Consider the following 13211-nt stretch of genomic DNA (forward strand, 5'->3'; position numbering starts at 1 on the left):
CTTTCTTACCAGTCCCTTTCTTACCAGTCCCTTTCTTGCCAGTTCCTTCACCAGTTCCTGCAGCAAAAGGGTTTTGCATTAAAAAATCCTCAAGTCCATTAGATTCCGCTTGGTTAATTAAATCTAAAACATCGATTCTCTCCAATTAGAGAACCTCCTTTCTAATAAAGTTCCTTTAATGTAAGGTACTGTATTGTATGAAACTTTATTGAAGTTGTCCTAGATTCCTGTCCAATTCTAATCCCTTTATGATCAAATATTTTCTTACCCTCATAAGATGGAATATCAAATCATAGAGGAATGATTGAATGACACAAAATATACCTGTCATCGGTATTATGATTAAGCCTCGGCATTATAAAAAACTGATGAACGATGTATGGAACGAAAGGCTGTTACCTTCCAAACTGGTGATAGACGGTAATGAGTATGAAAGCGGTATTGCCTATCGGGGAGATCACGTACGTACATTTCCTAAAAAATCGTATCGAATTAACTTTGAAACATATAATCAAGAGTTTAGCGGGAATGAAATTCATCTTAATGCAGAATATCGTGATCCGTCATTGATTCGCAACAAACTATCATTTGATTTTTTCCAAACGATTGGCTGTCTTGCTCCAAATTCTAGACATGTTTTCCTTGAGCTCAATGGAAAGCCTGAAGGTATCTATTTGCAGCTTGAATCCGTAGATCAATGTTTTCTACAAAAAAGACAGCTTCCAAATGGGCCAATTTTTTATGCAACTACCTATCACGCAAATTTTTCATTATTAACGCCGGAAAATGGACCAAAATCTTCCCTTTTCTCTGGATATGATCAGAAGGATGGTAGTGAAAAGGATATTCATGACTTAGAAACATTCATAGCCAAAATAAATACGATTCCTCGGGAAAATTTCAGTGAAGAAATAACGAAGTACCTGGATGTGAAAAAGTATCTGATATGGCTTTGCGGGGCAGTTTGTACACAGAACTTTGATGGTTTCATTCATAATTATGCCTTGTATCGTAATAGCGAAACGGGATTGTTCGAAATGATTCCTTGGGATTATGATGCAACCTGGGGGAGAGACTGGGATGGAGAAATAATGGAATACGATTACGTCCCCGTCCGAGGCTATAATACGCTTACAGCACGCCTGCTTGATCATAAGGAATTCCGTGATCAATATCGCCTTATGCTTGAAGAAATTCTGAATACGTCATTTACTATCAGTGCATTGGAACTGAAAGTGACAAATATGTATAACCAATTGCGAACGTATATAACTTTAGATCGGTATAAAAGCAGAAAATCTATCAATCTATTTGAAAGTGAGCCAGAACTGATCCTTCAATTTATTTCAAATCGGAATCGTTATCTTCTAGAACAGCTTAAGAATTTGAAATAGGAGGCCATAAAGTGGGACCAATTATAGTAAAAAATGCAGGAAAGTATGGCAGGGGGATATTTGCGGATCGTTATATTAAGAAAGGGGAATTGCTGGAGAAAGCCCCGGTAATTATTATTCCTGACCAAGAATGGAAGCAAATGAGAAAAAGTGTGCTACAAAACTATGTATTTCGTTGGGGAGAAGATAAAGCCATCGCTTTAGGATATGGTTCTTTATATAATCACTCCTATACTCCTAACGCAAAGTATATTACCAATATTGAAAACCAAACTTTAGACTTTTATGCCAGGAAAGATATTCAAAGAGGAGAGCAAATTTTTGTAAATTATAATGGAGATCCAAGTGATCAGTCGCTATTATGGTTTGACGTTTTCTAGGGTGCCTTTCATCACCTTGGTCAGTCCTTGCTGTATTCACGCAGTGATGGACTGACCCTAATACTTGGCTTTTTTATTCTTTGCTTTCGGCAATTTGGGCATTTTCCGATATATCCTCGAATGGGATCGATAAAAAGGACGAGCCAGTTAAAAGTTTAATTAGTTACATATATAGAACCCTAAGGAGGTCTATCCGTTTTTAATAAAGTTGATAGAATATACGAGTTATCTAAAAATTTAGTATAATATGATAGTATAGAAGTACTACAAACTCATATAAAACTTGGAGGAAATAAATTGAAAAACTATAGTTTTATTGGACCTTTAGTAGCAGTTGCCCTACCGTTTGCCATATTTGAATTTTTAAGAGGTGGGCTTTGGGATGATCCTTTATTTATAATGCCCAGAGGACACTTTTATATTGTAAGTGCAGTTTCTATATTATCTACCATACTTGCTATAGCTGTTGGGGTTGTTGGGAAAAGACTAAGGAATATTAAGGTTAGCTTTTTAGCTTTATCCTTCATTTCTCTAGCTCTTGTGTTTGCTTTACATGGTTTATCTACACCACACTTTTTGCTCCCTGAAACACATTTACCAGGTGTTGCATCACAGTTAAGTATGTTATTAGCCACTATATGGTTATGGTTATCTTCTTTACCCTCTGATCATAAACTTGTTGAAAAACTATCACAGCGACAAAGTATGCTTGTTCCAGGTTGGATATTAGCCTTAAGTATTTTTGGCATAGTATCAATGAGTTTTCCAAACATAATGCATTTCATTCCATTAAATGTAAAGCCTCTTAATTGGTTTGTTACTGCTATCGTCTTACTGCTAAATATAATTACTATTATTCGATATTATCAAACTTATAGATTTTCACGGTTCCCCCTCCAGATATCGATTGTCTATAGTGCAGGCTGGTTTATTGTATCCCAGCTTATCATGATTTTGGGAGAGATATGGAGGCTAAGTTGGTGGATGTATCATTTTCTATTATTAGCATCAATGATTGTTATGCTTATTGGATTAATTAAGCAGTATGTAGTGAGGGGGAGTTTTGTAGGTGCTATCCGTGCATTATTTACTAACGATCCATTTGAAAGAATTACAAATAGTGCTTCGCCAAGTGTTAAAGCTCTAGTAGTTACTACAGAAAAAAAAGATACATATACAATGGGCCATACTTTTAGAGTAACCATGTATGCATTGAAACTAGGAGAAGAACTCAAGTTAAAACCAGAACAATTAAGGGCAATAGCTCAAGGAACTCTAGTTCATGATGTAGGGAAAATAAGTATCCCAGATTCGATTATCAACAAGCCTGGTAAACTATCTAGTGAGGAAAGAGAAATTATAGAGACGCATCCAGTGAATGGTTACGAAATGTGTAGAGACCTTGGTTTTATGAAAGAAGAGCTCAGTATCATACGTTCTCATCATGAAAAATGGGATGGCAGCGGTTATCCTGACAAGCTTCAAGGGGGAGAAATAGCGCTTTTAGCTAGAATAGTAGCTGTTGCGGATGTTTACGATGCTCTTACTTCTGAAAGATCCTATCGAAAAGCATGGACCCATAACGAAGCCGTAAAGTATTTAATTGAGCAAAAAGGCATTCACTTTGACCCTAAATGTGTAGATGCATGGGTTAACTTGTGTGAACGAAACCCGACAGTTTATCAATATCCATCTAGTACAATAAATAATGATACTACTGGTACATTGATTTCTTCATTTTAGATTTTTTGTGCTATTTGCAAAAAAAATCTAGAATAAATTGTTCCAAAATCCGCATGTAATATTAATATAGAACATAAGCCAAATACCGATAAATGTTTTACTTTTTAACACCTTATTCTTGAAAAGACACAATCCTATGACATGGTGTTATATGTCATTAGGGCTTTCTTCACGATTGCGACTTTAATTAGAATATTCGTTGTTAAACCTGATAAAGTATACTAGGAAAGTGAAGAATCAAATAGGAAAGAATAAATGGCAGCAGGTTAATCATTTAAAAACAAAAGTAAAAAAGGATGCCTTGATATTGAAGGCATCCTTTTTTGTGCCCTAATAAATGTGATTTTTATGTAAAGCCAAATTCTTTGCTTTATTACAAAACCATTTCTCCATTTATATTTATTTAGAGGATGACACATTATTGCAAGCAGATGATATGGAGTTGTCTAACCTTCAAGATCTTGTTGGTACAACCTATTTGCATACAGATTTTATTTTAATCGCAGGGAAAGAGGTTTTGGATATGAAGGATCTTTTTAAGCAAGTGAAGTATATTTAAAGGGAGCAGAGTCTCATACCATTAATACATGTTGGAACAGTGATATGTACAAAATATCTCTAACAAACAATGTTGGAGATGTGAAGTATGCAATTAAATCAAACGTATATCAAACTTTGTAATGTGAAAATCTATTGTGAATACTGGTTAGATGAAAAGCCTCCACTTCTTTTAATTCATGGATTTGCTTCTTCTATTTATACATTTAATCTTCTGATCCCTTTATTAAAAGAATATTTCTCAATCATCGCCATTGATTTACCTGGATTTGGCCGCAGTGAAAAATCGGCCTCCTTTGTGTATTCCTTTCAAAATTATGCCCAGATCGTTGCCGATTGTATCGATTACTTTAAATTAAAAGAGGTGAATATTGCAGGACACTCGATGGGTGGCCAAATTGCATTATATACAGCGAAAATCATTCCTGAAAAAATAAAGAACTTGGTGTTATTATCGAGTTCCGGCTATTTAAAAAGAGCAAACAAAGCGTTAATTTTATGTACCTATCTCCCTTTTTTTCACTATTACATAAGAAGAAAGGTCCAAAGTAAGGAAGTGCGGGAACATTTGAAAAACGTATTTTATAAGCAATCTCTCATAACGGAAGACTATATTGAGGAATATGGAAAACCGTTGCAGGAAGATGGGTTTTACATATCCCTGATGAGATTATTAAGATACCGTGAAGGTGATTTACCAAGTAAGGAATTAAAAAATATTACGATCCCAACATTATTACTTTGGGGAGAAGAGGATCAAGTCGTTCCAGTTCATATTGGTCATCAATTAGCTAATGACTTGCCTAACGCAAAGCTCATTACATATGAAAAAACGGGCCATTTAATTACGGAAGAACGTTCAAATGAAGTTTTTAAACAAATTTTAGCACATACATCAATATAAAAAAATTCAGTCATCTTAACTTTATCTTAACAGAAACCTAATAAACTCTTGGTAAAATGATTGTGGTAATTAATGATTTCCAGTTTCGGTGATAGAGGAGTGAGTTCCGCATAATGAAAAAGCCAAAAGTATTAATTTTGACAACAAGTTATGGCAATGGACACATACAAGTAGCTAGAGCGCTCGAAGAACAATTTACTCTTAAAAAAACCGCTGAAGTTGTTATTAGGGATATCTATCAAGATACAAATCCACGTTTACATGAATTTACGAAAAAACTATATTTGAAAAGCTACACAAAGGGGGGCGGGCAACTATATCGCTTATTTTATTATGGCAGTCAAAAGATTTCTAAACGAAAATTAACTCCTCATTTTCCATATGGTTATTCGGAATTAAGTAAAATCATTACGGAGGAGCAACCTGATGCCATAATTAATACATTCCCTACTCAAACGGTTCCATATTTTCTATTAAAGACAAAAAAGACGATCCCCACATACAACGTTGTCACAGATTATTGTCTTCATTATTCATGGATTCATCCTAGAATTGATAAATATTATGTAGCGACTCCACAGTTAAAATTACAGCTCATAGAAAATGAAATGAACGAAGGAAAAATTGTTGTTTCAGGGATACCTGTACTAGATCAATTTCAACAAACATGTTCCCTACCCTATCTTTTTAAAAAATATCAAATCACCCCCAATTTAAAAACAATCTTATTGATTGCAGGGGCCCATGGAGTATCAAAAGAAATCAAATATATTTGTGAGAATTTAATAAGAGACAAAAAAACTCAGATCCTAATTGTTTGCGGAAAAAACAAAAAACTGTATGAACAGTTGCAAAATAAAGTTCAACGAGAAAAGTATATTCGCGTGTTTGGCTATGTTTCTGAAATGGCTGAATTGCTGCAGCTAGCAACATGTGTAGTAACAAAACCTGGGGGAATAACGTTAACAGAGGCGATGGTAAAAAACGTCCCAATCGTTTTATTACCAGCAACACCAGGTCAAGAAAACGAAAATGCTATGTTTTTTCAAAAAAACAGTGCAGCGGTCTCATTTGACAAGTTGGAACATTTGGTTAAAGGAATTCACAAGCTAACTTTAGACAAAGTGAAATTACAACAAATGAAATCATCATTAGGAAAGATTCATATGCCTCATGCAGCCGAAACGATTGTCAACGATGTTCTGCAAGAGTATTGGCAGCAAGCAAAAAACATCAAAAGTGCGAACTGAGACAGGAATTGGCTCGGAGATGTTCGGGTTATTCGGAGTGCGTGTCACAACTGAAAGAACGGCATCTCGTCCTTTTCTTTTGGATTGAGATGCCTTTTTTGTTTTTCATTAATTTCTTATTAAGATTTTTGTGAAAATTAAGCTATTTATTAAAAATGATCAACACTAAATTTATACTCCGTTCATATTTCCCTTACATCCCTCGGGTACAATCAAAGTAATTCATAGGAGGGGGGATAACAAATGATAACGAAATGGGTTCATCATTTACATCAATTTGAATGTAATGTCTTTTCACTTATTAACAATCGTTTCGACCAAAAAGGCCTAAATTTATTCTTCCGTCAAATCACTCATTTCGGTGGAGCAACGGCAACCATTAGTCTTACCATCTTCCTCATTTTATACCTTGATTTTCCAACTAAAAAATGGGGCTTTGAAAGTGCCATCTCTCTTCTGATAAGTCATCTCTTCGTGGTTTTCATGAAAAAAATATACCCTCGAACACGTCCATATCTATCTCTAACCAATGCTCGAGTGGGCGAAAATCCGCTGATGGACCATTCCTTCCCATCAGGCCATACGACAGCTATTTTCTCAATAATTACTCCTTTAATCTATCATTTACCAATACTTGGATTTTTTCTTTATCCACTTGCATGTTGCGTGGGAATATCGCGAGTTTTTTTAGGCTTACATTATCCCTCAGATGTACTTGCTGGTGCCATTGTAGGAACAGCTTTTGGGTTACTCGCCATTTATATCATTTAATGGAAGAGGGGGGAATCAAGTTTGCATTAGGTCGATCATGGGATGCGATCTTCTCTGATTTATTGTTTCAATATGATGAGGTGATTGCACGAAATAGGCACAGGAAGGTAGCTAATCTATAAAACTACTGTAAAGGGTATGATAGATGAGGAAGTTAACGTCATTGGAATAGGATATGTTTGGTTAGTTTCTGGTGTATGTCTTGCTGAAGCATGAAACCGTGTCATCTCTTTTGATTGAATCTGAAACGGGACTATGAGACTAATCGTAAATCATGGAAATAGGAAAAAATGATTATTTTCCGTGGATTTACATGAAATTAACATGGAATTAACCTCCTATATAAATAACCAGATTATTATGGGGTCATATTAGGAGGAGTAAAATTATGAGAAAACTATTTTGTAAAAGATTTATTAATTTACTAGTTATTGCTCTACTAGTTCTACCAATCTTCTCAAGTCTCGCCATTCGTGCGCATGCAGAAGATACAATGTCGGTTAAATTACTTTCTGTGAACGATTTACATGGCAAGATTGATGTTACAGGAACTATTAATAATGTGAATTATGGACGTGCAGACTATTTGGCCACTTATTTAAAAGCCCATAAAGCAACCAATCCAAATAACACGCTAATTATCCATTCTGGAGATATGATTGGTGGCAGTTCTCCGGTTTCAGCCTTACTTCGAGATGAGCCTACAGTTGAAATCATGGAAGCTATCGGATTTGATGTAGGAACTGTAGGTAACCACGAATTTGATAAAGGTACACAAGAATTCCTTCGGATGGTATATGGCGGTGATCATCCAAACGGCACAAAAGGATATAAAGGGATGAACTTTCCGGTTGTTGCCGCTAATGTGGAATACAAAGATACTGGAAAGCTCATATTAGATCCCTACGCCATTAAAGAAGTAGATGGTGTAAAAATTGGATTTATTGGTGTAGCTACGGTTGAAACACCTAATATGGTGATGGCCTCTGGTATACAGGATATTCGTTTCACGGACGAAGCAGCAGCTGTTAATAAATATACGGAGGAGCTAAAAGCACAAGGAATTAAGGCAATTGTCGTTTTAGCTCACGTTCCTGGAAATCAAAGCGATGAAACGGCCACTGGTCAAATTGCAAATTTAGCGAAGAACGTAGATGACGAGGTAGATGTCATTATTGCTGCTCATAACCATGTGAAACTTAATGCGATTGTAGACAACAAACTTATTGTCCAAGCTTGGGAATATGGAAAATCCTTTGCGGATATTGATTTGAAAATTGATCGTGTTACAGGTGACATTGTTGAAAAACATGCGGAAATCGTTGATGTTATTCAAGAAGGTGTAACTCCTGATCCAGAGGTTAGTGCAATTTTAGCCAAATATAAAGAAATGGTTGGACCAAAATTGAAAGAAGTAGTGGGTTTTGCTGCTACTCCAATGAATGGCGGATACCCTATCAAAGGCATCATTGGTGACAATGCTCTTGGAAACTTGATTGCAGACGGAATGAATTATGAAATGAAGTCTGATTTTGCCTTAATGAACGGCGGGGGAATCCGTGACGTTTTGGCCCAAGGCGAAATGACTTGGGAGAATCTTTTCAATATCCAGCCATTTAATAACACACTGGTTACGGTCACCATTCCAGGATCAGCATTGGAACCTATATTAAATGCTCAGTTTTCATCCTATGGACCGGATGTCTCTATTGGTGGATTCTCATATACGTGGGATAGTGCGACAAGGAAAGTAGTAAATATCTATCTTCCTGATGGATCACCAATTGATAATTATGGGACCTATACGCTTACTGTCAACAATTATATGTATGAACATGGGACTGATAAATATAAAATTCGCCAATATGGCAATGACCCAGTTCAAGGGCCTGAAGATATACAAGCCACTGTAAATTTCGTGAAAAGCTTTAATAGACCAGTCCATTATGTAGCGGAAGGAAGAATCTCGGAAGACTTCAAGGCACCCGAACTGGCGGATGCAGTATTACATGGGGCTGACTGTAGAGATGGATCGTATCTTCATGAAGTCAAAGTATCCTTGGCAGCAACAGATGCAGGTATCGGGGTTTCGCATATTGAGTATAGCTTAGATAACGGTGTCACTTGGCAACGTTATGATGAGGGGTTAACGATCAATAAAGAAGGTAAAAACTCTATTCAATACCGTGCGATCGATAAAGTGCATAATGTTTCAGAGACGAAAACTCTTGAGGTATTCATTACATCTGCATCAATCGAAAATACGATTTCTTTAGTGAAACAAGCAGATGGGAATAATGGAATTAAAACATCGCTTATTGCTCAGTTGGAAAATGCAATCAAAACTTTTGAAAAAGATAAAGAAGATGAAGCTTATCTATCTTTAGAAAAAACTTACTTGCATATTAGCAAGCTTCCAAATAAGCATTTAGGGGAAATGGATAAAAACGAAATCATGTTCATGCTTCAATACATCATTGAACATCGAACAGAAATTAGCTGGAATGAGTTACCAGCCTTGTTAGCGAGTTAATTTTTGATTCGAGTCTTTTAAAATAAACAAGGTGGAGCGATACCAGAATATAGGGATTGAAAAAAACAGATAGAGGGCTAAACTGCACCCCAATTGTTAGATACACACATCTAACAGTTGGAGGTGCAGTTTTTTGTTTCGGTGAATCGTATCATAAGTAAATGAGGTTTTTTAATTCAAAATGACTTTAATAATAAAAATCATCCATTATATAATAAAAAGGGATAGACTAAATAATAGATCCTGTTCTCTGACATTGTGCAAGATCCTTATGGGATCTTGATTTTTTTCGTACAAGTTAAGAGATATTCCACAATTTGATGAGATTCTACTTGAATATATTAGAAAATTTACACTTTAAAAATGGGGGGTGAAGATGATGGATTTACAACTATTTTTTCGTAGGACGCTAAAGAAGTTTCAGATTTCATTGTTTTCACTTGGTTTCAAGGAAGAGTGGCAGCCGTCCATTGAGTGGATTGTTCAGGAGGAAATACAAGGAAAACGCTATTCATTTTACTATGCCGATACATTGACAGTATTGTTTGAAGTGAATAAATCTCTAACGGAAGAGGAACTTGCCTATTTTCAGGATTTATTTGAAATTATATTTATCCAAAAGAGTATTTATTATAAAGAAAATGAAATTCAAAAACTTCAAGAAGGGCTACAAGCCATTGTGACAAATGTGCAAGTGGAGTCGTTGCTTGAGAATATTCTACAAAATGCAGTTGATGCTATTCCGGCAGCTTCCACAGGCATTTTAACGCTCTATAATGAGCAAACCAAGATACTCGAAAATATCGCAACAGTCGGTTTGAATAAAGAGATTCGTCATGCTAAATTTCAAATTGGTGAAGCCATTGTGGGAAAGATCTTTGCTGAAGGAAAATCGAAGTTATTTACGAACCGTGCAGAAATCGATACATACTTTCATGATGTTTCTGAAAAAAACTTAGCATTGCTGGCACCGGAAAAAAAACTTAACCAGTCTAGTGGACTCATTGCTGTACCGATTAAGTTGTCTGAAAAAACGGTTGGTGTTATTTTACTCCACCAGCAAAAAAATCAATGGTCCTTTTCCGAGTTAGATGTGAAAACAATGGAGCACTTTGCCTCGCAAATGGCACTGGCCATTTTTAATGCACGTATATACTATCAACTCCAGGAACGCGAAAATTATTTATCCATTCGCAATCAAATTCACGATACGTTAATTTCTCTTTCTTTATCGAACAAAGGCATCCCAGCCATTGTAAAAGAAATTCAGTCGATCCTTCAAATGACTCTGATCTATTATGATTTCATATATAAAGAGGAAATTCAGACCCATCCTAATAAAAGGGCAGCTGCATTTCTCGATGAGCTGTTAAAGAAATTTCAAGTTTGTCCAGAAGGAAATTATGTTGAAATGGAAGGGGAAGCTTTTTACGCACAACCAATTATCCTTGATCATTTAATTGTAGCAGTCCTAGTTGTCGATTCAAAGCAGGAGATTTCCGAGACAGATCGTATGGTGCTTGAACAATGTGCAATGATGATTTCCAACGAGATTCTGAAAAAACAGTCGTTGATGGATCGCTATTTGGAACATAATCAAGAACTCTTTCATCGTATTTCCTCTGTTTCAAGCACTGAGGCCATTCAGCTATTAAATCAAAAAATAGACTATCATTTTAATCAATCCTTCTGTATGATCGTTGTCAGGATCATCCAGGCTAAACATTCTATTTCTTCTGAGTTGGAGCTTCATAAGCTCATTGTTGCTATCGAAAAGCAGCTAAAGGATTATGGAATATTTTTATTCGGGACAAATAATCAAATTACCATTTTTGTACCATATCATGATCAGGTGGATTATAAAACGATTAAAAAGGAAATATCAATCCTGATTAACAACTTTTCGACATTTTCCCATGTACCTCTATATGCTGGTATTAGCACTGGTCAACAGGATTTGGCGTATATAAAAAAACTAACAGATGAAGCACAAAAGGCATGTGATTATGGAGCCCGTAATCAAAATACTCGTGTGATTTCTTATGATAGTCTCGGAATCAATACATTATTTTTGACACAATCAAAGGAATATATGGAGGGCTTTGTGAATGAAATATTTGATCCTCTTCGTCAGGAAAGAAACGATTTGGCAAATACGCTAAGGGCATATGTTGCCTGTAATGCCTCTCCAAAGAAAACAGCGGATCAATTATTTATTCATATTAATACGCTTTATCAGCGACTAGATAAAATGGAAAAAATTTTAAACCTTTCATTTGATAATCGCGAGCATTTATTAAGAATACAACTGGCATGCTATTTATATGATAATTATCTTAATTGATATAGAAGAAGCTCCATAGTTTTTTTATAAACTGTGGAGCTTCTTCTATATTTATATCTTTTATACTAAATTAAATATTCGAAATATTGGAGGGATTGGATGAAGAACAAGTCCGTAATTTTAGCACTTTTATTTTTTGGATGGGCCTTAGGTAATTTCGATCGTTTTGTTATTAACTATGCGATTGTTGATATTTCTAAAGATTTATCACTTAATGCAACACATACAGGAATTGTATTGAGCACATTTTTCTTAGGGTATGCCATTATGCAAATACCAGGAGGCTTGTTGGCAGATAAATTTGGCTCACGTAAAATAGTTACAATTTCGGTTCTGTTACTTTCACTATTTACAGGGTTAACAGGGGTTGCCAATTCTTTATTTATGCTTTTAGCCATACGTTTCCTATTTGGCTTAGGTGAAGGAGGCTTTATGCCCGCTTCTACGAAAGCGATTTCAGAAACCTTCCCACGTAAAGAACGTGGTCGTGCACAGTCCATATTATTGTCAAGCGGTGGTGTTATGGCGATATTAACACCCGTTATTTCAGCCTATTTATTGACCTCTATTGGATGGCGGCCGCTATTTATAGGCGTTGCCTTTATCGGTGCCCTAATTGTAGCACTCTATCTCTTTTTCTTAAAAATACCACATGCAACAACAAGTCAAGATTCATCCAGTGTGCAAGTACAACAAGGTAAAAGTCCCTTAAAGACAGTATTAAAAATGCCATTGCTTTGGAGTATTTTTGTCTCCTTCTTTGCCATTTATACGATTCAGTGGGGGCTTACAAGCTGGATCCCTAGCTATTTGTCAAAAGTGCGCGGACTAGACTTAGTATCGATTGGCTGGGCTCAAACCATTCCAGGTGTTGCTATGCTTATAGGAATGTTACTGGCTGGCGTTATTATGGATAAAATTCCGCAGGGAAAAGAAAAGTTGCCTGGTATTATCGGTACGGTTCTAATCGCTGTTTTAATGTACTTTATGTTTACAGCGACATCTATTACAAGCTTTATTATTTTCCAAACAATCGTCACTTTTTTTATTGCTGTCGTCATTATTCTACTAAACGCCTTCCTTCTTAAAAATACACCAACTTCAGTGGCAGGATCTGCAATGGGATTTGTAAATGTAGGAGGACAGCTAGCTGGCTTTTTTGCACCTACAATAATCGGCTTTATTGTTGATGCATCAGGAAGCTTTGACATGGCATTTTGGATGCTGATTGGTTTTGCTATTGTCTGCTTGATTGCAATCTGCACATTCCGTACAACAGAGCAGCCTGAGCAAGAGAAACCATTATCAAGCGTATCTTAATAAGGAGGTTTTTC

At 35.9% G+C, this 13211-nt stretch carries 10 protein-coding genes; all 10 read left to right on the plus strand.

The annotated features are described in order from the left end of the window. Positions 1–308: 308 nt before the first annotated feature. On the plus strand, positions 309–1394 hold the full coding sequence (locus V7122_RS14450) for a CotH kinase family protein (protein WP_335347158.1): 1086 nt from the start codon (positions 309–311) through the stop codon (positions 1392–1394). Between the two features lie 11 nt (positions 1395–1405). After that, positions 1406–1774, plus strand: coding sequence for an SET domain-containing protein (locus V7122_RS14455; protein ID WP_335347159.1), 369 nt, complete (start codon positions 1406–1408; stop codon positions 1772–1774). Positions 1775–2071: 297 nt separating this feature from the next. Next, positions 2072–3517, plus strand: a complete 1446-nt coding sequence (locus V7122_RS14460; protein WP_335347160.1) for an HD-GYP domain-containing protein — start codon at positions 2072–2074, stop codon at positions 3515–3517. A gap of 421 nt (positions 3518–3938) precedes the next feature. Next, complete coding sequence (locus V7122_RS14465; protein WP_335347161.1) at positions 3939–4076, plus strand: hypothetical protein; 138 nt, start codon at positions 3939–3941, stop codon at positions 4074–4076. Between the two features lie 87 nt (positions 4077–4163). Further along, the gene (locus V7122_RS14470) at positions 4164–4979 is read left to right on the plus strand and encodes an alpha/beta fold hydrolase (RefSeq protein WP_335347162.1); all 816 of its coding nucleotides are present in this window, start codon (positions 4164–4166) and stop codon (positions 4977–4979) included. A 113-nt stretch (positions 4980–5092) separates the two neighbouring features. Beyond that, a complete protein-coding gene (locus tag V7122_RS14475; RefSeq protein ID WP_335347163.1) occupies positions 5093–6229 on the plus strand; it encodes an MGDG synthase family glycosyltransferase in 1137 nt (378 codons plus the stop codon). Positions 6230–6472: 243 nt separating this feature from the next. Beyond that, positions 6473–7000, plus strand: a complete 528-nt coding sequence (locus V7122_RS14480; protein ID WP_335354109.1) for a phosphatase PAP2 family protein — start codon at positions 6473–6475, stop codon at positions 6998–7000. A gap of 388 nt (positions 7001–7388) precedes the next feature. Further along, positions 7389–9533: a bifunctional metallophosphatase/5'-nucleotidase gene (locus tag V7122_RS14485; protein ID WP_335347165.1), complete on the plus strand. Its 2145-nt coding sequence runs from the start codon at positions 7389–7391 to the stop codon at positions 9531–9533. Between the two features lie 379 nt (positions 9534–9912). After that, complete coding sequence (locus V7122_RS14490) at positions 9913–11877, plus strand: helix-turn-helix domain-containing protein (protein WP_335527344.1); 1965 nt, start codon at positions 9913–9915, stop codon at positions 11875–11877. A 99-nt stretch (positions 11878–11976) separates the two neighbouring features. Further along, positions 11977–13197: an MFS transporter gene (locus tag V7122_RS14495; protein ID WP_335345739.1), complete on the plus strand. Its 1221-nt coding sequence runs from the start codon at positions 11977–11979 to the stop codon at positions 13195–13197. Positions 13198–13211 lie beyond the last annotated feature (14 nt).

The sequence above is a fragment of the Bacillus sp. JJ1532 genome, from assembly GCF_036965085.1.
In the GTDB taxonomy this organism is placed as follows: Bacteria; Bacillota; Bacilli; order Bacillales; family Cytobacillaceae; genus Cytobacillus.